This window comes from Nonomuraea sp. NPDC049378, assembly GCF_055586745.1.
Genome location: NZ_JBVJHP010000013.1, coordinates 181,155 through 203,062, shown reverse-complemented (window position 1 = coordinate 203,062; position 21,908 = coordinate 181,155). Strand labels below are relative to the sequence as shown.

The following is a 21,908-nucleotide window of genomic DNA, read 5'->3' as shown; positions in this document are numbered from 1 at the left end:
GGCGCCGTCCGCCGCACAGCGATCTTCACGGCCTCCTGGACGGGCCCGGAGGTGGCGTTTCTGCTCGGGCCGCAGCAAGCGTTCACAGATCCCCCCAACGTGTCGTGACACCAAGGAAGGGTAATGCCTGCGGCAGGCCCGTCACGACGCGGACGCCCCACGCCACGGCGCCGGCCGCCCTCCCCGCGCGCCCGGGGGCGCCGGGCTCCCTGTCGTCGTCGAAGCCGCAGGACTGTAGCGTTTCACCATGCGACTCGGCGTGCTGGACATCGGCTCGAACACCGTGCACTTACTGGTCGTCGACGCCCACCGCGGCGCCCGGCCCATGCCCGCCTACTCCCACAAGGTCGAGCTGCGCCTGTCGGAGCATCTCGGCGACGACAACCGGCTGGCCGGCAAGGGCATCGAGCGGCTCGGTGCCTTCGTGGAGGAGGCCGTCGCCCTCGCCGAGGACAAGGGGGTGGAGGACCTCGTGGCCTTCGCCACCTCCGCCGTGCGCGAGGCCTCCAACGGCGAGCAGGTGCTCGCCGAGATCGACCAGCGCTGCGGGGTGGACATCACCGTGCTGTCCGGTCGCGACGAGGCCAGGCTGACCTTCCTGGCCGTACGGCGGTGGTTCGGATGGTCGTCGGGGCGGCTGCTGGCCTTCGACATAGGGGGCGGTTCGCTGGAGATCGCCGCCGGGGTCGACGAGGAGCCCGACGTGGCCGTGTCGCTGCCGCTGGGCGCCGGGCGGCTGACGCGCGACTGGCTCACCGGCGACCCGCCCTCCGCCGACGAGGTGCGCAAGCTGCGCAAGCACGTACGCGCCGAGATCGCCCGCACCGTCGGCGACATCGTCAGATACGGCGGGGCCGACCGCGCGGTGGCCACGTCCAAGACCTTCAAGCAGCTGGCCAGGATCGCCGGCGCGGCGCCCTCCAGCGAGGGCCCCTACGTCGCGCGCACGCTGTCGCGTGCGGACATGGCCGACTGGGCGGCCAAGCTGACCACCATGGAGGCCGCCGAGCGGGCCCAGCTGTCCGGCGTGTCCGAGGGCCGGGCGGCGCAGCTGGCGGCGGGCGCGCTGGTCGCCGACGCGATCATGGACCTGTTCGAGGTGGAGCGGCTCGACGTGTGCCCGTGGGCGCTGCGCGAGGGCGTCATCCTGCGCCGCCTCGACCTCCTGCCCGGCCGCCTCGACCAGGCGAACGGTGTGGCCGAGTAAGCCCGTTATATCCCCAAGATCAGGCATAGACCGCTGGGCGGCGGGCATCTTCTGCCGAATGGTGGAAGTGCTCGGCGCGATCGGTGCCCTGGCGGTCGTCGTCCTCCTCGTCGTCATGGCCGTGCTGCTCATCGCGGTGGCCGCCATGGTCACCTTCGTGACGATGGCCGCCGTGATGATCAACTGGCGTGCGGCGTGGAGGCGGCTGAGCCGCCGGGAGCGCCGGCTGGAGCTCAAGCTGAGCGGCGGCACCGTGCCGGCGCGGCGGCGGGCCGAGCTGAGCGGTAACACGCCCCGCGTACGCCGGCGGCTGCGCCTCGGCGGCCGTCCCGCGGAGCGCGGGTCCGCCGGCGGCCACCCGCACCGCGTACGGCTGCGCGACCACAGGCCGGCGGAGCGGTCCAGCAAGCTCTAGGTGGTCATGAGGTGCGTGCCGGCCGCGCCGGGCGCGTACCGCAGGCGCTTCTCCAGGCACACCATGGCCCCGTCCTCGTGCTTGTTGGCGAAGCGGATGTCGTCGGCGAGGGCCCGCATGATCTGCAGCCCGCGTCCGTGCTCGGAGCCCGGGCCGTGGTCGACGATCTCGCGCGGGTCGAAACCGCCGCCGTGGTCCACCACCTGGATGACACACCGCTCGTCGTCGACGATGGCGCAGACGCGGTAGTCGTCGCTGGGCGCCGCGTGTTTGATCACGTTGGAGCACGCCTCGGTGAGCATGAGCTCGATGTCGTCGCGGACCTGCGGATCGACGCCGAGCGAGCGCAGCGTGCCGTCCAGCATCTCTCTGATCAGCGGGACGCTCGCCGCATCGCGGGGCAACCGAAGCGCTATCGTGGTCTCCACCGCGCCTCCTCCCTTGTCGATGCGTGTCATCCCACTTCCCCTGATCTCGCGCCCCAATCGTCCCTTCAGGCGTTACAAGTCCGGATGATCAGGGCTCGATGAGCCGCATGGCCACCTCGATCGTGGCCTTGTGGATCTCCTCCTCCGACAGCTCGCCCTCCAGGGCCAGCCACTTGCCCGCGTGCAGCCCGAACAGCGCCAGCGAGCGGCTGATGCGCTCGACGGGCGTCGCCTCGGGCCCGCTCATCTCGTGCGTCACCTCCTTCATCCGCTCGCGGATCTTGATGAGCGTCGGGTGGTCGCGCAGCGCCGTCTGGTTACGCTCGAGGAACCTCGCCACGCCGAGGTGCCGGGTGCGCCGCAGGTAGGCGGCGTAACGCTCGATCAGCTCCCGGCGCATCTCCGGAGTCTTGGGCCGGCTGCGCGCCCACGCGAGCAGCTCCTCGATGTCGGTCAGCCGGAGATCGACCAGGCTCGCGACGATGTCGTCCTTGGTCTTGAAGTGGTAGTAGAGCGCGGCCTTCGTCACCCCGAGCTCCTCGGCGATCTCCCGCAGGGAGGTCGCCTCGTAGCCCTGCTCGGTGAAGAGCCTGAGCGCGATCTCCTGGATCCGGGTTCGCGTGTCTTCCCGCACTTCGCACCTATTTCGACTTGACGGCCGACAAGTAAGTATCTACCTTATTCTACGCTTGCCGGTCGGCAGGTAAGGAGCGTGCGCGCTGGGGGGTAAGTGGTGGCTGAGGCAATCGGACGGCGCCGCGAGGTCATGGTCGTCCTGCCGGGGCTGATGCTCGCGATGATGCTGGCGATGCTCGACAACATGATCGTGGGCACGGCCATGCCGCGCATCGTGGGAGAGCTCGGCGGCCTGGCACACCTGTCCTGGGTGGTCACGGCGTACGTGCTGGGCACGACCGTGTCGACGCCGATCTGGGGCAAGATCGGCGACCTGTACGGGCGCAAGGCCATCTTCATCATCTCGATCGTCATCTTCATGATCGGTTCGGCGCTCTGCGGAATGGCCGGCTCCGACCTGCTCGGCGGGCCGGACGACGGCATGACCGAGCTGATCGCGTTCCGCGCGGTGCAGGGGCTGGGCGCGGGCGGCCTGATCGTGAACGTCATGGCGATCATCGGCGACCTCGTGCCGCCCCGCGAACGCGGCCAGTACCAGGGCATCATGGCCGGCGTCATGTCGCTGGCCATGATCGCGGGCCCGCTGGTCGGCGGCTTCATCACCGACAACCTCGACTGGCGCTGGGCCTTCTACGTCAACCTGCCGATCGGCGCGATCGCGCTGGTCCTGCTGGTGCTCAGGCTGCACCTGCCCAAGGTGGAGAAGACGCGGGTGCGCATCGACTGGGCGGGCGCGATCCTGCTGTCGGTCAGCATCACCGCGATGGTGCTCATCACCACCTGGGGAGGCAACGAGTACGCGTGGGGCTCCTGGCAGATCCTCGCCCTGGCCGCGCTCGCCGTGGTCACGCTGGCCGTGTTCGTCCTGGTGGAACGGCGGGCGGCCGAGCCGATCATGCCGCTGCAGCTCTTCAGGATCCGCAACTTCACCCTGATCTCGGCCATCGGCTTCCTGCTCGGCTTCGCCATGTTCGGCGCGATCAACTTCCTGCCGCTCTTCCAGCAGATGGTGCAGGGCGCCACCGCCACCAACTCCGGCCTGCTGCTGCTGCCGATGATGGGCGCCTCCATGGTGGTGTCGCTGTTCGTGGGCAAGGCCATCACCGCCACGGGCAAGTACAAGATCTACCCGGTGATCGGCGGCGCCGGCATGGCCGCCGGCATGTGGCTGCTGTCCACCATGGACGTCACCACGCCGGCCTGGCTGACCGGCGTCTACATCGCGGTGCTCGGCCTCGGCATGGGCTTCCTGATGCAGACCACGATGCTCATCGCCCAGAACAGCGTCGAGCAGAAGGATCTCGGCGTCTCCAGCAGCGCGACCACCTTCTTCCGGTCGATCGGCGGCTCCTTCGGCGTCTCGATGTTCGGCGCGATCTTCAACGGCGCGCTGCTGTCCGAGCTGACCGGCAGGTTCGGCGCGCAGGCGGCCGAGCGCATGGCGAGGACCGGCGCCAGGATGGACCCGGCCGCGGTCGCCGCCATGCCCGCCCAGGTCCGCACCGGGCTGCTGGAGTCGCTGGCGGCGTCGATCTCCGGTGTCTTCTGGTGGGCCATCGCGTTCGCGGTGGCCGTGCCGGTGCTGGCGGCGTTCATCCAGGAGATCCCGCTGCGCGGCGCCGCCCCTGCGCAGGCCGCCGCCTCCGACGAGCAGGCCGTCACGCCCGCGGCGGGCTGAAGCCGCCGTGCGCCGCCAGGAAAAGGGAAGGCGCGCGGGCGGTGCGGACATGGACAATTCCCCTATGCATCGCATCAGGCGTCCCCGGGCCGACGACGCGGCGGCCATTCACGAGGTCATCAGTGCCCGCGACCTCGCCGTGCTCGGCGCACCCGACATGACCCTCGACGACGTGACCGACGAACTCGCGGACCCCGGCTTCGACCGCGGCAGGGACGGCTGGCTGGCGTTCGACGACGGCGGCCGGCTCGACGGCTGGGCCTGGGCGTACCGCCCCGGCGACGGCGACCTGGTGGACGTCGACGTGATCGTCCGGCCAGGCGCCGAGCCGCTGGCCGGACGGTTGTGGCCGCTCGTCCGCGACCGCGCGCGCGAGATGGCGGCCGAGCGCGGCCACGACGGCGTCACCCTGCACGTCGGCGTCTACCGCGCCGACCGCGGCAAGCAGGCCACGGTCGAGGCCCTCGGCTTCGAGCCGGGCACATGCTTCCACCGCATGCGCATCGACCACGACGGCCCGGGAGAAGCGCCCGTCGAGGTGCCCGCCGGGATCACCCTGCACACGGGGGAGAGCGAGCAGGTGCGGCGGGTGGCCCACGCGGTGCAGCAGGAGGCGTTCGCCGAGCACTTCGGGTTCGTCCCGGTCGGCTACGACCTGTGGCACGAACGCAGGCAGGCGCGGAGCGTCAACGACTGGAGCCTGCTCACGCTCGCCCGCGTCGACGGGCGTCCGGCCGGGATGGTGATGGGCAACGACCAGTTCGTGGCCGACGAGAACTGCGGCTACGTGGCCACGCTGGCGGTGCTGCCCGCCTACCGGGGGAAGGGCCTCGGCCGCCTCCTGCTGCGCCACGCGTTCGCCGCCGACGCCGCCCGCGGGCGCGTGGGCACGATCCTGCACGTCGACAGCAACAACACCACGCCCGCGCTGGGGCTGTACGAATCCGCGGGCATGCGCCAGGTCATGGTCATCGACGTCTGGCGCCGCCGCCTCCGGACCGCGGGCGGGTCAGACGCGGTGGCGGGAGAGGTGCTCCAGCACTGACTGGTTCGCCTCCCACCCGTCGGGGAACTTCACCGGCACCCCCAGCTGCACCGGCTCCGCGGACGGGTGCGCGTCCAGGAGTTCGGCGATGCCCGCCCTGGCCACCACCACGCACGCGTGCCGGTGCCGCGACGCCAGCACGCACAGCCGGCCCGACTCCAGGTGGAAGGCCGTCGCGTCCCTGCGCCCCGACAGCGGGTGCAGCACGATCGTCACGTCGTACTCGCGGCCCTGCAGCCGGTTGGCGGTGTCCACGGTGATCTGCGGCGGCACGCCGGCGGCGCGGATGGCGGCCACCTGGTCGCGGTGCGCCGCGCCGACCGCGACGCGGTCCGCCGTCACCGGCCGCTCGCCCTGCTCGGAGCTCGCCACCGCACCCCGCTGCAGCAGCCGCCCGGCCAGCGACGCCACCGCCTGCACGGCCTCCGCGTCGGTGCGCACGGTGTGCCGGTTGGGCAGCTCCAGCAGCGCCCACCCCGATCTGGCCGCCTCCTCCAGCGCCCGGTCGTGCGGCGTGCCCATGCCTCCGGTGGCCAGTTCCAGCCGCCGGTCCCCGTCGGACGTGCCCGACCGGAACCCGGTGAACGGGTAGAACGCCCGCGACACCACCGGCGCGGCCGACGCGGGCAGCCGCCACGACACCGGCAGCCGGTGCACGGGCAGGTCGGGGTTGTGCCGCAGCAGCACCGACACCGCGCTCTGCAGCGGATCCCACGACAACCCCGACCAGCGGTCGCCGTCGACGATCGAGAACGGGTCGAGCTGCCCGGGGTCGCCCACGAACAACGCCCGCTCGAACAGCCCCGCGATCCGCAGCAGCTTGTCCGAGCGCATCTGGTACGCCTCGTCCACGATCGCCCACGGCCACACCCGGCCGCCGATCCACGCCCACTTGTCCGCCGTGGCGATGACGATGTCGGGGTCGCCCAGATCCTGGATCCTCGTGCCGACCCGCACGCCGGGCAGCTCCAGCATCCGCGGCGGCGGCACGTATCCGCTCGCCGACAGCCGCCCCACGGTCAGGCGCGGATGTTTGTCGGAGATCCGCGTCACCAGGTCGTCGACCTGCTCGTTCGTCTGGGCGACGATCATCAGGGGCTCGCCGGTGGCGGCGATGTGCGCGGCGGCGCGTACGACCAGCGTGGACTTGCCCGCACCCGGCGGGGAGTCGACCACCACGCCCCGGTGGCGGGGCAGGTCGGCGAGGACGTTCCTGATGACCTGCTCGGGGCCGGCGGTCACGACCACTCCTCCTGGGCGTCCTCGTCGTCGGGCACGTACTCCTGCGGTGGCCCGCCGTGCGTCCACGGGGTCGCCTCGGCGTCCGGCAGCGCGGGCGAGCCCTGGAAGTCGTCCGTCAGCGAGGTGTAGCAGACCCGCTCGCCGATCTCGGGCACGGCGCCCGGCGCCGCCGTCCTGCCGCGGCCCATGCCCTTGGTGATCTTCAGGGTGACCAGGCCCTCACCGGCCGACACCAGCTCCGCGCCCTGAGCGCGCCGCTGCGGGGTGCCGAGGGACGTGCCGGGCGCGAGGCGTACGGGATCGTCGGTCTTGACCACCACGAGCGGCCGGAGCTTGCGCGAGCGGCCCTCGCCCTCGGTGTTGTCCGGGTCGGTGTCGAGGACCTCGCCCGCGAACGCCTCCCCGGTCAGCCGGTATTCGGCCATCACGAGCGGGTCGTCGTAGGCGCGCTGCGCGTCGTAGGCGGCCTGGGCGCGTTCCATGCGGGCGAGCTTGGCGGCGGCGGCGACCGCGCCGTCGCGCCGGGGCTGCGGCGGCGCGCCCTCGGCGATGTGCGCGGCCATGCCGCTGAACGAGCCGCGGTCCTGCTCCCACCGCGACGCCACGCCGGCGCCCGCCTCCAGCCCGGCGAGCAGGTCGATCGCCTGCCACATGAGCCGCCACCCGGGCTCCAGCTGGGTGCGCAGCGCCTCCGTGACGCGTTCAGCCGAGCCGCTGTCCATCGCCGGCGCGAGCACCTCCGCGTCGAACCCCGGGTCGGTCGCCGGCCCGGCGGGCGGCCAGATCAGCGGGTCCTCGGCGTCGTCGCTCGGCCCGGTGGTGATCCAGGCCAGCAGCGCGGCCAGGTTGGCGTCCTCCAGGCCGCTCTGCCCGCTGGCCCAGTGCCGCCCCAGCTCCTCCGTCATGGCCGGCATCAGCGACGAGCCGGGGTACGCCGCCCGCTCCGCGAAATAGGTCAGCCAGCGCCCCAGCAGCGGCACCGACTCCGGCACCGGGTAGGGCCCGTCGGCCCGGCGGAAGCGCATCGAGCGGCCCAGCAGCCGGACGAAGGCCACGCCCGCCGGGTTGGGGACGAGGATCTGCGGCGCGTCGATCGCCCGCTCGTACGGGTCGGCGTTCCTGCGCTCCACCGTCTCGGTGTCGTGCAGGAACCCCTCGACGTACGGCAGCAGCACCCCCGCCAGCTCGGCCGCCCACGCGAAGCGCAGGTCGCGGTTGCGCGGCTGGGTCACGACCAGCAGGCGCGGCCGGTCGCGGTCGGTGCCGAGCATGGCCGCGAGCGGCGCGGCGGCCTCGCCCGACAGCTTGAGCGGGATGAACACCATCGGCCGGTCCGCCAGGTGGCAGTGCCTGACGGTCGCGATGGGCTGCGCGATGCCCTCGTCCAGGGCCCGCAGCCGGGCGAGCGAGGTCAGCAGGCTCACGTGGGTCTCCCTCGCGGGCTCACGTCAGGCACTCCTTGCGCAGGCGTTCGGCGTTGCGGAGCAGCCGCGCGATCTCCTCCTGGCCCGCGGCGGGGTCGCGGGCGCCGTCGGCCAGGCCGAGCGCCTCCGCCACCGAGGCCACCCCGCCCAGCTCGTCGCGCACCTGCCGGCCGAGCAGGTCGGAGGCGCCCTCCTGCCGGGCCTCGTCGCGGCAGAAGAAGCACATGTCGCACGTGGACAGGCAGTCGGGGGCGTAGCGGGCGGTCGTCCTGCGCAGCGCGTCGGCCAGCTCGGCGACCGGCCTGGTGGGCCGGCCGTCGTCGTCCGGCCGCAGGTCGAACGTCAGATCGCCGGGCAGCCCTTCGAGCAGCCGGTCGAGGGCGGTCATCCTGGTGAGCTGGCGGCGCAGCACGGCCAGCTGCCTGCGCACGTCGACCAGCGAGGCGACGGGGCGGTTGGCGAAGTTCTCCGGGCAGACCAGCACCACGTCGTGCGAGACCTTCAGCGGGTCGTGGCCCAGCTCCTCCAGCAGCGTGCGCAGCGCCAGCACGTAGACGGCGGCCTGGCGGGCGGCCGCCGCCACCGCCGAGGGGTCGGCCTGCCCGTCGATCACCGCGAACGACTTGATCTCCACGATGTGGAAGCGGCCGCCGAGCTGGAACGCCACCACGTCCGGTTCCAGGTAGGCGGTGTGACCGGCGATCTCCAGGCTGAGCAGCGGGTGGTCGTACAGCGTGCCCGCGTCGTGCTCGTCGCGGGCGGCCCGGTCGATCAGCGTCCTGGTGTGGGCGTGGCGCAGGTGGGCGCCGACGTTCTCCACGTCGTGGTAGGCGACCTCGGCGACGGGCAGGCCGAGCAGCTCGCGCAGCATCCGCAGCAGCTCCGCGCATCCGTCGGCCTTGACCAGCGCCTCGAACACGTTGCCGCGCGTGATCGCGAACGGCGACTGGCCGAACGGCGCGGGGAATCCGAGGTGCCGGGCGGCGGCGTCCTTGTCGACGCCGGCGCCGTCCATGAGGGCGCGGCGGGCACAGCCGGGGTTGGCGGCCAGGGCGGCGATCGCTCGGGCGTCGTGCGGCCGCGGCGGCGTGACGCCCCGCAGCGCGTCGAGCCGGGGTCGTGGGGTCACGGCCGCGCTCCGTCCCGCGCGCTCGGCCGCCCGGTGCCGCCGCCTTCCTCCGCTGTTGTCGCCGCGCTGCCTGGCGGGTTCACGGGCCCGCTCCGCACGGCGGGCTTCAAGCCGCTCACTTCGCGTTCTCCTTCTTGATCGTGCCCAGCGTAGCGGCGCCGAACAGGCGGCCCGCGTCATCGAGCTGTGTCACGGCGCGTTGCGCCAGCTCGGCGCGGTCCCGCGTGTCGCGCTCGGCGTGCACGCGCAGCTCGGCCCTGGCCGCGTCGATCACCTTGCCGCGGTGCGGCGGGCCCAGCGTTCCGCCGGCCGCGCCGGGGATGTTCCTGGCCATCCTGACGAGTAACCTGTCCGCCCGCTCGTCGCCGGCCTCCTGCTCGGCCACCGCGATGGCGCAGGTCAGGAAGTCGACACGAGGGCTGAGCGGGCCGACCACGCGCCGTTCCAGCGGCCAGGCGCTGAGCGTCAGGAGGCCGCGGGCGGGGGAGAGGCGGTCGGTGAGCGCGGCGCACAGATAGTACGGCCGCCCGAACGGCGACGACCTGAACGAGCGCTCCTCGTCCCTGCGCAGGCTGGTGAGCCGGCTGCTGCTGATCGTGCCGCCGAAGAACGCGGCGCTGACGGCCACGATCAGTCTCGGCTGGGCGGCCGCCCCCAGCAGCCGCAGCCCCTGGTGCACCTGCTCGCGCACGGTGACCAGGCGCGGCGGCTCCTCCTTGGCGGGCCGCTCGCCGCTCACCAGGGCGTCCCAGGCGTGCTCGGCGCTGCGCAGCTCGGCCCGCAGGACGCGGGCCTTGGCGCCGTCCCTGGCCCGCATCGCCTTGCGGACGCCCGCTCGCAGCTCGTCGATGCGCCGCTCGAGGTCGTCCAGCCGGTCACTCATGGCGCGACTGTATCAACCATCCCAGTATTTTCCAGTAATTTCATGATTTCGAGGCAGTCTAATGATCTACATCGTAAAGGCGCCTGCCGCGAACGAATCCGATCAGGAGGCCGGGGACGCCACGACCCAGGTGCGGTCGTCGGTGAGGAAACGATCGAGCCGCAGGCCCTCGGCGGCCAGGTCGGCCGACAGCTCCTCGTCGGTGAGCCGCCTGGACGAGAACGACTGCGTCCACACCTTGTCCTCGCCGTGGGTGTAGCGCATGGTCGCCTGGAAGATCCCGGGGGAGACCTCCTCGACGGCCGCCAGGGTGATCGTGACGTCGCCGTCCCGGCGGCTCTGGCCGGCGTGCCACCGGTCGTGCACGTGGGCCGGCTTCCACTGGATGAGCACCGCGCCCCCGGGCTTGACGTGCCGCGCGCAGGTGGCCAGGAAAGCGCGCCTCACCGCGGGGTCCACGGTGTTCACCAGCTGGGAGGCCAGCATGACCGTGTCGAAGCGCCGGTCGAGCCGGAGGTCCTCCACCCGGCCCAGCACCGTGTGCGTGCCGCGCACGCGGGCCAGCATCTCGGCTGACTCGTCGACGGCCACCACCTCGAAGCCGCGCTCGATGAGCGGGTGCGTGACGCGGCCGACACCCGCCCCCAGCTCCAGGACGCTGCCGCCGGGCGGGGTGACCTGGGCGACGATCTCCGGCTCGACGCCCGGCTCGAGCAGGCTGTAGAAGTCGACAGGGGATCCGTCCGGGGTGATGGGGCCGGGGCCCGTGCCAGAGTTGCGCATGCCTCGAAACTATCCCTCCGGGAAGACGGGCGCGTGATCGGAAGTCGTCCCGTCCCTCTGCGGATCCCCTGCGCTCGCCCGCCTTCGCCGGGTGGTGATCCGCGGCGTGCCGTCGATCCGCTAGGGTGGCTTCCCCCTTTGCGAAAGTAGTCGGAATGTCGCACGTTCATATGGTCTTGTCCGCCGCGGGGGATCACCCCTATCCGCTGATCCGAGGGGGCGGGCTGTTCCTGATCGGCGTGGGCGCCGGCTTCCTCCTGAGCTGGATCTTCCGTACGTACTGGCTGCAGTTCCTGATCGGCGGCTTCGCCGCCGGGTTCGTCGGCAGCGGCCTGAGCGCGCTGCTGCCCAGCCTCGGCTCGCCGTCGTTCGCCCACATCGCGGGGCTCGTCGGGTCGTTCGTGCTCGAAGCCGGGCTGATCTACCTCGTGCTCTCCGGGACCAAGGGCGCCGACGACCGCACGGTCCTGTTGTGGATCCTGTTCGTGGTGGGCGTGCACTTCCTCCCGATGGGCATGGCCCACGGCCCGCTGATCACCCTCCTCGGCGTGCTCACCATGGCCAACGCGGCCGCCGGACTCCGGATCAAGGCCCCGCTGCCGGTGTTCGGCGTGACCGACGCGCTGCTCAAGCTCGGCTTCGGCGCGGTGATGCTCCTCGGGTACCCGGCGCTGACCTTCACCTGAGCCCGTACGGAGCTCGACGCGCCCGGCCGCCCGCGTACATCCGCGAATCCCCGCACGCCGCTGAGCTGGCCCGATAAGGTTTCCGGCGGACACAGGGCGGCGGACGGCGGGAGGGCGGGGCGGCACGTGAACCACGGGACCCGGCAGGTGATGGGCGCCGTCGCCGGACTGGCCGCGCTCATCCCCGTCTACTACCTGACCGAGGCAGCCGCCAGGGCCCTGCGCACGGGCGTCGCCACGTTCGGCCCGGCGCCGGCCGGCCTGGCCTGCCTGGGGGCGGTGGCCGTCATCGTCACCGTCCTCACCGCCTGGCCAGCGGCGGCGCTGTGCTGCGGCGTGCCGCTGGCGTCGGCCGGTCTCCTGTTCGCCCTCGACGTGGACGCCGCGCTCGGCGCCGCCGGCCGCCTGCCCTGGGCCGCGGCGGGCGGGCTGCCGTGGCCGGGACCGGACGGCGTGCCGTGGGCGCAGCCGGGCGAGCCGCCCGGCACGCTGGCCGGGATGACGGGCCTCTACCTGCTCATCGGAGCGCTGCTGGTGCTCTCGGCGCTGCTGCCCGTCCGGTTGCGATCTATCCTGGGAAGGTGAGCGGGCGGGATCCGGATCGGCGCAGGTCGCTGCTCGACGCGGCAGACCGGGTCATCACCGACGACGGCCCCGAGGCGTCGATGGCGGCCATCGCCGCCGCGGCGGGCGTCACCAAACCTGTCCTCTACCGCCACTTCGGCGACAAGAGCGGCCTCTACCAGGCGCTGGCCGACCGGCACGTGCGCACGGTCATCGGCCGGCTGCGGCCCTGGCTCGCCGCGCCGGGCATGGACCCGCGCGGCCGGGCGCGAGCCGCCATCAGCGTCTACCTCGACCTGATCTCCGCCAATCTCAACCTCTACCGGTTCCTGTTCCTCCGGGCCGGGGCCGAGGACACCGCGATCCGCTCCCGCATGACCTCCCTGGTGCGCGGCCTGGGGGAGGAGCTGGGCGCGGTGCTGGCCGCCGAGGGCGCGGTGGCCGATCCGGTGCGGGCGCAGGTGCTCGGGCACGCCTTCGTCGGCATGGTGCAGACGACCGGCGACTGGTGGCTGGAGCATCCGGAGGTGGACCGCACGCAGGTGGTGGAGGGGCTGGTGGACGTGATCGCCGCCGCTGTCTCCGGCGCGATCTCCGGCGCCGGGGCCCCGCACGCCGCGGGGAAGGGCTGAGGGACGCCCTTCACCCGCGGGCCGCGCGATCGCGCACCATCTGGAGCAGGTCCCACTCGTTCTGGCACACCCGCCGCCCGATCGCGGCCAGCTCGACCGACCGCGCGCCGCCGCGCAGGTGCCGCATGGTCTGCATGACGCAGATGACGCCCCACTTGAGCACGCCGAACGTCTCCCACCAGCGCAGCGCCTCCCGGTCCACCGGAGCGCCGCCCGCCCGCTCGTACGCGTCGATCAGGTCGTCGTAGTGCCCGAAGCCGCCGACCGGCAGCGGCGAGCCGAACCGCCACGCCTTCACGCACAACCACCCGAGGTCCTCCAGCGGGTCGCCGGCGTGGGCGAGCTCCCAGTCGAGCACCGCCCTGATCCCCTCGGGGCCGACGATCAGGTTGCCGTTGCGGAAGTCGCCGTGCACGACGGTCGTCCGCGAGCCGGGCGGCCGGTCGGCGGCGAGCCGGCGCAGGGCCAGCTCGAACACCGGATGCGGCTCGCCGAGCTGGTCGAGCAGGTCGCGCCAGCGCAGCAGGGGATCCTCCTGCTCGTCCCGCGGCGCGCAGGACAGCGGCATCCGGTGGACGGCCGCGAGCGCCCGCCCGCACTGGGCGGCCAGCAGGGGCCTGGCCGCGGCGTAGGCGTCGTCGCGCAGGATCCTGCGCGGGATCGTCTCCCCGGGGACCCGGGTCATGAGGAGGTACGAAGCGCCGGAGGCGACGATCCCGGGCACCGGCACACCCGCGTCCGCCGCGGCCCGCATCAGCCTCGCCTCGGCGGCCAGGCCTCCGCCGGCCTCGGCCTGCGGGGCCGCTCCGGGCGAGTCGAGCCGCAGGACCAGCTCGTGCCGGTTCCCGTCCGGGCCGGCGACGTCGAGGGCCCAGGTCTCCCGTGACGCTCCGCCCGGAAGCCTGACGCTCGACGTGACGCGCGTGCCCGGTCCGAACGCCTCGGCGGCGATGGCGTGCGGATCGTTCACCGCAGGCCGAACGCCCAGGTGCCGCCCGCCGCGTAGGTGCCCAGGACGCGCCGCCCCACCGCGTCGATGTGCACCTCGTCGGGCCCGTCGTAGATCCGCCCGGCCCGCGCGTGCCGGTACATCCGATCCAGCGGCGTGTCGGGGGTCAGCCCGGCGGCGCCGTACACCTGGATGGCCCGGTCGATCACGTTGTGCAGCATGCGTGCCCCCACCACCTTGATCGCCCCGATCTCCACCCGCGCCTGCGACCCCGCGTCGATGGCCTCGGCGGCGTCGAGCGTGAGCAGCCTGGCGGCCTGGATCTCGGCGTAGGAGTCGAACACGTGCTGCCGCATGAGCTGCTTGGCGGCCAGCGGCTCGCCGAACGCGGTGCGCTCGTGCATCCTGCGGCACATCAGGTCGAACGCCCGCTGGGCCTGCCCCAGCCAGCGCATGCAGTGGAAGATCCGGCCCGGCCCGAGCCGCTTCTGCGCGATGACGAACCCCCGCCCGCGCGGCCCGAGCAGGTTGCCTGAGGGCACGCGGACGTCGTCGTAGCGCACTTCGCAGTGCGCCCCGTCGAGCCCGAGCACGGGCGTCTCGCGCACGATCGTGTAACCGGGCGTGCCGGTCGGCACCAGGATCATGGAGAACGCCAGGTGCGGCGGGGCGTCCTGCTCGGTCCTGCACATCACGGTCGTGTACGCCGCCCGCGACGCTCCCGTGGTGAACCACTTGTGCCCGTTGATCACCCATTCGTCGCCGTCCAGCACGGCGGAGGTCGCGATCTGCGTGGGGTCGCTGCTCGACACCGCCGGTTCGGTCATCGCGAAGCTGGGCCAGATGTCGCCGCGCACCAGCGGCTCGAGATAGCGTTCCCGCTGCTGGGGCGAGGCGTGCTCGTGCAACATCAGCGAGTCCTGGAGGGTGAACGTGCCGAGCGCGAGCTGGCCGTACTCGCTGCGCCCCTGCACCTCGTTGACGTAGACGTAGTCGAGGAACGGCAGCCCGCCGCCGCCCAGCTCGCGCGGATGGCCGAGCGCCCACAGGCCCTCCTTCTTCGCCTCGGCCCGCAGCTCGTCCAGGGTCTGCGCGGCCGGCGGCCCGCCCGCGTGCAGCACCGGCTCCGCCGGCTCCACCCGTTCGGTCATGAACGCGTGCACGGCGTCGCGAACAGGGCGGATGTGGTCAGGTACGGCGAAGCTCATGCAAGGATCTCAACGCCAAATCGTTGCCCAGTCAACCACCCCTCAGGGCAGCCAGCTCACCTTGCCGCGCAGGAAGGCGTACCCGACGAAGGCCACGGCGTCGATCAGCGTGTGCGCCACGATCAGCGGCATCGCCCGGCCCCAGCGCTGGTACAGCCGCCCGAACACCACGCCCATCACCACGTTGCCGACGAAGCCCCCGAACCCCTGATACAGGTGGTACGACCCCCGCAACACCGACGACACCGCGACGGCCTTCCACGGGGACCAGCCGGCCTGCCCCAGCCGGTGCAGCAGATATCCGGCGACCAGCACCTCCTCCAGCACGCCGTTCTGCGCGGCGGCGAGCAGCAGCACCGGCACCTGCCACCACACCTCGGGCAGCGCGCCGGGCACGACGGTCAGGTTCACCCCGGCCGCCCACACCGCGAGGTAGAACGCCAGCCCCGAGCCGCCGATCGCGGCCGCCAGCGCCGCCCCGCGCAGCAGGTCGCCCCCGGGCCGGCGGAAGTCGGCGCCGATCGTGCGCAGCGACTCGCCCGACCGCACCAGCAGGTACGCCACCAGCCCGACCGGCGCCACCGCGATCGCGATCTGGACGAGCTGCAGGGCCAGGTCCAGCCAGGGCCGGTCCGGCGCCATCGACCCGACGAGCACGGCCTGCTGGCCCTTCAGCTCCTTCGGCGCGGTGAGCGCCCCGATCAGCCGCACGATCGCCACCAGGGCGCTGGCGCCGAGCGAGACCGACAGCACGACGATGACCTCGGCCCGGATGAGGCGGGGCCCGAGCACCGGGGCGGGCGCGAGCGGAGACTGTGTGGTCATGGCCGCAGATTAGCCTCTCCATGATCGGATGCGAATAAAGGCCCCACACCTTCGCCATGCCATCGGAAGTGTCCCGGCACCTTCGTTCGGCGTCCCGCCGGACCTACCCTGGACGGGTGAGCCCTTCCAGCCCGCACGACGTGCCCACGGCGGCGCAGCTCGTCGCCGCGGTCCGCGACTTCCTGCGGACCGACGTGCTCCCCGCCGTGGACGGCAGGACGCGCTACCACACCCGCGTGGCGATCAACGTGCTCGGCATGGTGGAGAGGGAAATAGAGCTCGGCCCCGGCCAGGCCGGCGAGCACGCCGCCCGGCTGGCCGCCCTCGGCGTGGACGACGACGCCGAGCTGGCCGCCGCCATCCGCGAGGGCCGCGTCGAGGACGGTGAGGCGCTCATGTCCGCGCTGGAGCAGGCCGTGCTGGCGAAGCTGGCGGTGGCCGACCCGGACTACCCGGCGACCGGCTGACGGCTCCCCGCCCGCCCCCGGCCACCGGCCCGGAGGCGGGCCGGCCCGCCCCCCGGGCGGTGGGGTGCGGGCCGGGACGCCGTCGCGTCAGTGGGAACCGGTCAGGTCCAGGTCCTTGACCTTCGGCTCGCCCTCGTCGGCGAAGTAGTCGTCGCGCGCGGTCGCGTCGTCGCCGTCGGCCACCTTCGTGGCACGGAACAGCAGCGTGCCGAGCACCGCCACCACGAGGTTGACGATCAGCGCCAGGAACCCGGCGTAGACCGTCATCTTGGTGTCGAAGCCCAGGTTGGACAGCCCGAACGCCGAGCCGCCGAAGTGCGCCTTGCCGCTGGCCGGGTTGGGGATCAGGTAGAGCATCCACATGCCCGCCGCCAGGCCGGCCGCCCAGCCCGCGATCAGGCCGCCCTTGTGGAACCAGCGCGTGTAGAGCCCCAGCGCCACCGACGGCAGCGTCTGGAGGATGATCACGCCGCCGATGAGCTGCAGGTCGATCGAGAACTGCGGGTCGAGCAGCAGGATGCACAGCACCGCGCCCACCTTGACCACCAGCGACACGATCTTGGAGACCTTGGCCTCCTGGGAGTCGGTGGCGTTCTTGTTCACGTATTCGCGGTAGATGTTGCGGGTGAACAGGTTCGCCGCCGCGATCGACATGATCGCCGCGGGGACGAGCGCGCCGATGCCGATGGCGGCGTACGCGACGCCCGCGAACCAGTCGGGGAACATCTGGTCGAACAGCACCGGCACGATGGTGTTCGCGTCGGCCTTGCCGTTCTCGCCCACGATCGGCTTGGTGCCCGCCGCGATCGCCATGAAGCCGAGCAGCGCGATCAGGCCCAGCACGAAGCTGTAGGCGGGCAGCGCCGACATGTTCCGCTTGATGACGTTGCGGTTCTTCGAGGCCAGGACGCCCGTGAGGCTGTGCGGGTAGAGGAACAGCGCCAGCGCCGAGCCGAAGGCCAGCGTCACGTACTGGAGCTGGTTGCCGGCGTTGAGGATGTAGCCGTCACCCTGCGCGGGCGTGGCCTCGAACTTGGCCTTGGCCGCGTCGAAGATGGAGTCCCAGCCGCCCAGGCGCGACGGGATGTAGATGACCGCCGCCAGGATCACGATGTAGATGAGCGCGTCCTTCACGAACGCGATGAGCGCGGGCGCGCGCAGCCCTGACTGGTACGTGTACGCCGCCAGGATCGCGAACGCGATGATGATCGGCAGGTGGCCCGTGATGCCCATGGCCTTGAGCACCGCCTCGATGCCCACGAGCTGCAGCGCGATGTAGGGCATCGTGGCCACGAGACCGGTGATCGCGATGGCCAGCGCCAGCGTCGGGGAGCCGAACCTGGCGCGCACGAAGTCGGCGGGCGTGACGAACCCGTGCACGTGCGAGACCGACCACATCCGCGCCAGCACCAGGAACACCAGCGGATAGACGACCACGGTGTACGGCAGCGCGTAGAAGCCCAGGGCGCCGGCGCTGAACACCAGCGCGGGCACCGCCACGAAGGTGTAGGCGGTGTAGAGGTCGCCGCCGACCAGGAACCAGGTGATCCACGAGCCGAAGTTGCGCCCGCCGAGGCCCCATTCCTTGAGGCTGGCCAGGTCGTCGGGCCGCCGCCAGCGCGAGGCGACGAAGCCCATCCCGCTGACGAGGACGAACAGCAGGGTGAAGACGACCAGCTCGGTCACGTGCCCGCTCATTTGGTCATCCTGTAGACGATGGTGGTGCACGAGACGCCCACCACGATGAAGGCCAGCTGGAGCCAGTAGAAGAGCGGGAAGCCCAGCAGGCGCGGCTCGTCGGCGTTGAACAGGAACGTCAGCAGCGGCAGCACGATCGGCACGACGAGCAGCCAGTTCCATGGGCTGCGGTCGGTGCGTGGCTGCCCGGGTTCGCCGGTAGTCATCGACCCTCCGATGAATGGATCAGAGCCGCTTGTCACCGGCTCCTGACGATTAGTCAGCAGAGGGAGAGTAACTTCGCGGGGATATGTAACCCAATGTCCGGCATATTACGGTTTGGCCTAAATGTCGGTGGGGATTCCGGCATCCGAGACGCCTCGGCCCCGGCAAGGTCACGTCGCCCGTACAGACGCTAGTGACAGGCGGGCCACGAGCGTGAGACCCGATCGCTGAGCGGTCGGTCGGGTGCGCCGAACGGTCCGCCGGAAAACATGACATGAGGTGTCCTCTTTTGGCGCGACGATCGGCCACATGATTGTCGTAGTGGCGGGCGCGACCCGCGGAACAGGACGAGGCATGGCGGTCGAGCTGGGCGCGGCCGGGGCGACGGTGTACTGCACGGGCAGGAGCACCCGCGCGGGGCGCTCGGAGATGGACCGCCCGGAGACCATCGAGGAGACGGCCGAGCTGGTGACCGCGGCCGGCGGCACGGGCATCCCGGTCCGGACCGACTTCCTGGTGCCGGAGCAGGTGGCGGCGCTGGCCGCGCGGGTCGAAAGCGACCACGGCCGGCTCGACGTGCTGGTCAACGACGCGTGGGGCGGCGACCACCTGTGGGAGTGGGACACCCCCGTCTGGAAGCACGACCTGGACAACGGGCTGCGCCTGCTGAGGCTGGCCATCGACACCCACATCATCAGCGCCAGGCACCTGTTCCCGCTGCTCGTCAGGAACGAGGGCGGGCTCGTGGTGGAGGTCACCGACGGCACCAGGGCCTACAACGAGACCCACTACCGGGAGAACGTCTACTACGACCTGGCCAAGTGGTCGGTGAACCGGCTGGCGTTCGCCTGGTCCACCGAACTGCGCCCGCACGGCGGCACGGCCGTGGTGGTCACGCCGGGATTCCTGCGCTCGGAGGCGATGCTCGAGCACTACGGCGTCACCGAGGACACCTGGCGGGAGGCGACGATGGAGAGCGACCACCTCCGCGCCTGGATGGTCTCCGAGACGCCCGCCTACATCGGCAGAGGCGTGGCCGCGCTCGCCCAGGACCCGGACAAGGCGCGCTGGTCGGGCCGATCGGTGGACAGCGGCGAACTGGCCGACGCGTACGGCGTCACCGACGTCGACGGCAGCCGCCCCCAGGTGTGGCGCTACATCACCGAGGTCCTCGACAAGGGCGGCGACGCCGGCTGGGAGGCCTACCGCTGACGCTCAGCGGCCATAGAGCGCGGCCATGCGGGCGGCGGCGTCGGCGAGCATCGCGCGCAGCTCCTGCGGTTCGAGCACCTCCGCCTCCGGCCCGAACCGCAGCACCTGCGAGTACGCCACCTGCGCCGACTCCACCGCCAGCCGCACGGTGCCGTCGGGCTGGAGCGAGGCGAGCGCGTCGTCGACCGCGGCCGGGTCGGCGACGTGCCGCAACATCCGCACCCCGCGCTCGGTGAGCCGCAGCGTGATCGTGTCCCTGAGCAGCGAGCGGCTGAACTCCGCCGACCGCCCGGCCCAGAAGGCGGCCAGATCGAAGCCGGGGTCGCGGTCGAAGGGTTCGGCCAGCTCGGTGACCTCGCCGAACCGGTGCACCCGGAAGATGAGGAACCGGGCCGCGCGCCGGGCGGCCAGGTACCAGGTCCCCGCCTTGAGCACCAGCCCGTACGGCTCCAGCGTGCGGGCGGCGCCCTTGTAGACGGCGCGGACGCGGCGGTCGCTCCACACGGCCCTGGCCAGCGGCCCCAGCGCCGCCGGGGGCGGGTCGTCGCCGGCGAACCAGCCGGGCGCGTCCAGGTGGAAACGTTGCGCGGCGACCACCGGAGCGTCGCGCAGGGCGGGGGAGAGGGCGGCGGCGGCCTTCAGCCGGGCCGTGGCCGCGACCTCCGCCAGCCCCATCTCCCGCAGCGCCCCCGGCACCCCCGACAGGAACAGCGCCTCCGCCTCCGCCCTGTCCAGCCCGGTCAGCCGCGTACGGTAACCGTCGAGCAGCCGGTAGCCGCCGCCCCGCCCCCGGTCGGCGTAGACGGGCACGCCCGCCTCCGACAGCGCGAGCACGTCGCGGTGCACGGTCCGCTCCGAGACCTCCAGTTCGGCGGCCAGCTCGGCCGCCGTCATCCCGCCCCGGCCCTGCAGCAGCAGGACCAGCGACATCAACCGCGAGGCGCGCACAGCGGCAACACCACGGCGGAGGGACGCTCGGGGGAGTGGAACACCTCGACGTCGGCGGGCACCAGCTCGCCGTCCCAGCCGCCCGAGCCGTCCGCCGCGAGCGGGTGGCCCGTGCCGGTGTTGCGGGCGATCGTCGGGTACGCCCCGGCCGCCACGTGCAGCCTGATCCGGTGCTCGCGCCCGAACCGATGCGCCATCGGCCACAGGTCCACCTCCACCCTGCGCACGCCGTGCCCGTCGCCCGGCCCCAGGCGGCGCACGCCCTCGCACACGTTGATCGAGCGCCCGTCCGGGCGCACGTCGCACACCCGCACGACGACGTCCACGTACGGGGTGCTCGACCGCACGAACAGCTCCGCGCGGACCGGGCCGATCATCTCGACCGCCTCCCTCAACGCCGGGGAGCTGTAGACCAGCACGTCGCGGCGCTGTTCCAGCCGCCGCTGGTCGCGCGGCCTGGAGTCGCCGAGCAGCACGGGCCCGCCGATCACCGGCGTCGGGTGGGCGGGGTGGTAGCGGAAACGGTCGGGCTCGGCCTCGCGCGGGCCCTCCACCCCGAGGCCGAACCCGTGCTGCAGGTGCCAGCGCTGCTCCCGCGTCCCGGGCACGGGCCAGTCGGAGTGGTCGCGCCACTGCCCGGCGCCCGTCACGTAGATCCGCACCGGGTCGGGCCGCAGCCGTGAGTGGTCGCCGAGGAGGTGCGCGCGGAACCAGGCCGTCGCCTCGGCCAGCGTGGGACGCCCGTGCCGGGCGTCGATGTGGTACCACGGCCCGATCGTCAGGTAGGGCCGCCGTCCCGCCGCCCGCAGGGCCGCGTAGTCCTTGAGCTGCCAGGGGAGGAAGACGTCGTACCAGCCGCCCAGCATCGTGACCGCCGCGTCCACCTCGCCCACCTTAGGGGAGAAGTCACGCTTGTCCCAGTAGGGGACGTGCGGGTCCTCGTGGTGCGCGATCAGGTCCTGGTAGAAGCGGAGCGGCCGGCCGGCCGAGACCACGTCCAGCTCGGCCACCGGGCGGCCCGACAGGACCGCCCTGCGGGTGAGCCGGGGCGCGGCCAGCACCGAGGCGCCGCCGAACCGCCGCGACAGGCCGTCGGTGAGCGTCGTCCAGCTCAGCGCCGACTCCAGCGCGAACGCGCCGCCCACGTAGGCGGCGTCCCGGAACTGGGAGGCGGTGATCTGCAGGGCCATGGCCTTCAGCTCGGGCCCGGCGTAGGGGGCGATCGCCCACTGGGTGTATCCCAGGTAGGAGGGGCCGAACATGGCGAACGAGCCGCCGTACCACGGCTGCTCGCGCAGCCACGCCACGGTGGCCAGGCCGTCCTCGTGCTCGTCGCCGAGCGGATCGAGCAGGCCGCCGGAGCCGAAGCCGCCGCGGCAGCTCTGGATGACGACGTGGAAGCCCTGCCGGGCGAAACCACGGCCGTAGACCAGGCCGAGCCAGCCGCGCCGGCCGTACGGCGAGCGCATCAGGATGACGGGGGCCGGCTCGCCCGAGGCGGGAGCGTAGTGGTCGGCCAGCAGCGTCACGCCGTCCGGCATCGGGACGGGAAGATCACGCCGGACCCGCACACGTCTCATGTACTTACCAGTAACAGACGCGCCCGCGCAGGTGGCACCCGGGGGTGGCAGCGCCCGCCCCGCGC

23 protein-coding genes are annotated in these 21,908 nt (G+C 72.5%); 9 read left to right on the top strand and 14 right to left on the bottom strand.

What is annotated here, in order from left to right:
• Window positions 1–247: 247 nt before the first annotated feature.
• Both ACZ6SA_RS28135 and ACZ6SA_RS28130 read left to right on the top strand, forming a co-directional pair.
• Window positions 248–1,207 (top strand): Ppx/GppA family phosphatase, encoded by a 960-nt coding sequence (locus ACZ6SA_RS28135; protein ID WP_347645000.1) that lies wholly within the window; start codon window positions 248–250, stop codon window positions 1,205–1,207.
• Between the two features lie 58 nt (window positions 1,208–1,265).
• Window positions 1,266–1,622: a hypothetical protein gene (locus ACZ6SA_RS28130; RefSeq protein ID WP_347645001.1), complete on the top strand. Its 357-nt coding sequence runs from the start codon at window positions 1,266–1,268 to the stop codon at window positions 1,620–1,622.
• On the opposite strand, the gene ACZ6SA_RS28125 is transcribed toward ACZ6SA_RS28130, so the two are convergent.
• The gene (locus ACZ6SA_RS28125; RefSeq protein ID WP_347645002.1) at window positions 1,619–2,050 is read right to left on the bottom strand and encodes an ATP-binding protein; all 432 of its coding nucleotides are present in this window, start codon (window positions 2,048–2,050) and stop codon (window positions 1,619–1,621) included. The genes ACZ6SA_RS28130 and ACZ6SA_RS28125 overlap by 4 nt on opposite strands.
• An 88-nt stretch (window positions 2,051–2,138) precedes the next feature.
• A complete protein-coding gene (locus ACZ6SA_RS28120; protein WP_465831419.1) occupies window positions 2,139–2,684 on the bottom strand; it encodes a TetR/AcrR family transcriptional regulator in 546 nt (181 codons plus the stop codon).
• Window positions 2,685–2,783: 99 nt separating this feature from the next.
• Between ACZ6SA_RS28120 and ACZ6SA_RS28115 the strand changes: the two genes are divergently transcribed.
• Both ACZ6SA_RS28115 and ACZ6SA_RS28110 read left to right on the top strand, forming a co-directional pair.
• On the top strand, window positions 2,784–4,364 hold the full coding sequence (locus ACZ6SA_RS28115) for an MDR family MFS transporter (protein ID WP_465831417.1): 1,581 nt from the start codon (window positions 2,784–2,786) through the stop codon (window positions 4,362–4,364).
• 64 nt (window positions 4,365–4,428) lie between these two features.
• The gene (locus ACZ6SA_RS28110) at window positions 4,429–5,409 is read left to right on the top strand and encodes a GNAT family N-acetyltransferase (RefSeq protein WP_347645005.1); all 981 of its coding nucleotides are present in this window, start codon (window positions 4,429–4,431) and stop codon (window positions 5,407–5,409) included.
• Here the strand turns inward: ACZ6SA_RS28110 and ACZ6SA_RS28105 are convergent.
• The 5 genes from ACZ6SA_RS28105 to ACZ6SA_RS28085 all read right to left on the bottom strand — a co-directional run bounded on the left by ACZ6SA_RS28105 (window position 5,374) and on the right by ACZ6SA_RS28085 (window position 10,870).
• On the bottom strand, window positions 5,374–6,651 hold the full coding sequence (locus ACZ6SA_RS28105) for an AAA family ATPase (RefSeq protein WP_347645006.1): 1,278 nt from the start codon (window positions 6,649–6,651) through the stop codon (window positions 5,374–5,376). The genes ACZ6SA_RS28110 and ACZ6SA_RS28105 overlap by 36 nt on opposite strands.
• Window positions 6,648–8,075 carry a hypothetical protein gene (locus ACZ6SA_RS28100; protein WP_465831414.1) on the bottom strand — a complete coding sequence of 476 codons (1,428 nt, stop codon included), beginning with the start codon at window positions 8,073–8,075 and terminating at the stop codon, window positions 6,648–6,650. Before ACZ6SA_RS28100 ends, ACZ6SA_RS28105 begins: the two co-directional genes overlap by 4 nt.
• A gap of 19 nt (window positions 8,076–8,094) precedes the next feature.
• Window positions 8,095–9,204: a hypothetical protein gene (locus ACZ6SA_RS28095; protein ID WP_347645008.1), complete on the bottom strand. Its 1,110-nt coding sequence runs from the start codon at window positions 9,202–9,204 to the stop codon at window positions 8,095–8,097.
• A 115-nt stretch (window positions 9,205–9,319) separates the two neighbouring features.
• On the bottom strand, window positions 9,320–10,087 hold the full coding sequence (locus ACZ6SA_RS28090) for a hypothetical protein (RefSeq protein ID WP_347645009.1): 768 nt from the start codon (window positions 10,085–10,087) through the stop codon (window positions 9,320–9,322).
• Between the two features lie 102 nt (window positions 10,088–10,189).
• A complete protein-coding gene (locus tag ACZ6SA_RS28085) occupies window positions 10,190–10,870 on the bottom strand; it encodes a class I SAM-dependent methyltransferase (RefSeq protein ID WP_347645010.1) in 681 nt (226 codons plus the stop codon).
• Window positions 10,871–11,025: 155 nt separating this feature from the next.
• On the opposite strand from ACZ6SA_RS28085, the gene ACZ6SA_RS28080 reads away from it, so the two are divergent.
• From ACZ6SA_RS28080 to ACZ6SA_RS28070, 3 genes are all read left to right on the top strand, one after another.
• Window positions 11,026–11,556 (top strand): DUF6609 family protein, encoded by a 531-nt coding sequence (locus ACZ6SA_RS28080; RefSeq protein WP_465831411.1) that lies wholly within the window; start codon window positions 11,026–11,028, stop codon window positions 11,554–11,556.
• A gap of 126 nt (window positions 11,557–11,682) precedes the next feature.
• The gene (locus ACZ6SA_RS28075) at window positions 11,683–12,141 is read left to right on the top strand and encodes a hypothetical protein (protein ID WP_347645012.1); all 459 of its coding nucleotides are present in this window, start codon (window positions 11,683–11,685) and stop codon (window positions 12,139–12,141) included.
• Window positions 12,138–12,752, top strand: a complete 615-nt coding sequence (locus ACZ6SA_RS28070; protein ID WP_347645013.1) for a TetR/AcrR family transcriptional regulator — start codon at window positions 12,138–12,140, stop codon at window positions 12,750–12,752. The genes ACZ6SA_RS28075 and ACZ6SA_RS28070 overlap by 4 nt, the downstream gene beginning before the upstream one ends.
• 10 nt (window positions 12,753–12,762) lie before the next feature.
• Here the strand turns inward: ACZ6SA_RS28070 and ACZ6SA_RS28065 are convergent, their stop codons facing one another.
• From ACZ6SA_RS28065 to ACZ6SA_RS28055, 3 genes are read right to left on the bottom strand one after another with little or no spacing between them, the layout of a single operon-like run.
• Complete coding sequence (locus ACZ6SA_RS28065; protein ID WP_465831408.1) at window positions 12,763–13,722, bottom strand: phosphotransferase family protein; 960 nt, start codon at window positions 13,720–13,722, stop codon at window positions 12,763–12,765.
• Window positions 13,719–14,909, bottom strand: a complete 1,191-nt coding sequence (locus ACZ6SA_RS28060) for an acyl-CoA dehydrogenase family protein (RefSeq protein ID WP_347645015.1) — start codon at window positions 14,907–14,909, stop codon at window positions 13,719–13,721. Before ACZ6SA_RS28060 ends, ACZ6SA_RS28065 begins: the two co-directional genes overlap by 4 nt.
• 42 nt (window positions 14,910–14,951) lie before the next feature.
• Window positions 14,952–15,734 (bottom strand): CPBP family intramembrane glutamic endopeptidase, encoded by a 783-nt coding sequence (locus tag ACZ6SA_RS28055; protein WP_347778150.1) that lies wholly within the window; start codon window positions 15,732–15,734, stop codon window positions 14,952–14,954.
• Between the two features lie 116 nt (window positions 15,735–15,850).
• Here ACZ6SA_RS28055 and ACZ6SA_RS28050 point away from each other — a divergent pair, with 116 nt between their 5' ends.
• On the top strand, window positions 15,851–16,201 hold the full coding sequence (locus ACZ6SA_RS28050) for a DUF6285 domain-containing protein (protein WP_347645017.1): 351 nt from the start codon (window positions 15,851–15,853) through the stop codon (window positions 16,199–16,201).
• An 87-nt stretch (window positions 16,202–16,288) separates the two neighbouring features.
• Here ACZ6SA_RS28050 and mctP read toward each other — a convergent pair whose 3' ends face one another.
• Entirely contained in the window at window positions 16,289–17,899 is a 1,611-nt protein-coding gene (gene mctP / locus ACZ6SA_RS28045; RefSeq protein WP_465831405.1) for a monocarboxylate uptake permease MctP, read from the bottom strand.
• A complete protein-coding gene (locus tag ACZ6SA_RS28040) occupies window positions 17,896–18,105 on the bottom strand; it encodes a DUF3311 domain-containing protein (protein ID WP_347645019.1) in 210 nt (69 codons plus the stop codon). The genes mctP and ACZ6SA_RS28040 overlap by 4 nt, the downstream gene beginning before the upstream one ends.
• A 307-nt stretch (window positions 18,106–18,412) precedes the next feature.
• Here ACZ6SA_RS28040 and ACZ6SA_RS28035 point away from each other — a divergent pair, with 307 nt between their 5' ends.
• The gene (locus tag ACZ6SA_RS28035; RefSeq protein ID WP_465831403.1) at window positions 18,413–19,315 is read left to right on the top strand and encodes an SDR family oxidoreductase; all 903 of its coding nucleotides are present in this window, start codon (window positions 18,413–18,415) and stop codon (window positions 19,313–19,315) included.
• A gap of 3 nt (window positions 19,316–19,318) precedes the next feature.
• Here the strand turns inward: ACZ6SA_RS28035 and ACZ6SA_RS28030 are convergent, their stop codons facing one another.
• Together ACZ6SA_RS28030 and ACZ6SA_RS28025 are read right to left on the bottom strand one after the other, a co-directional pair.
• Window positions 19,319–20,263 (bottom strand): helix-turn-helix transcriptional regulator, encoded by a 945-nt coding sequence (locus ACZ6SA_RS28030; RefSeq protein WP_347645021.1) that lies wholly within the window; start codon window positions 20,261–20,263, stop codon window positions 19,319–19,321.
• Window positions 20,245–21,843 (bottom strand): CocE/NonD family hydrolase, encoded by a 1,599-nt coding sequence (locus ACZ6SA_RS28025; protein ID WP_465831400.1) that lies wholly within the window; start codon window positions 21,841–21,843, stop codon window positions 20,245–20,247. The genes ACZ6SA_RS28030 and ACZ6SA_RS28025 overlap by 19 nt, the downstream gene beginning before the upstream one ends.
• Window positions 21,844–21,908 lie beyond the last annotated feature (65 nt).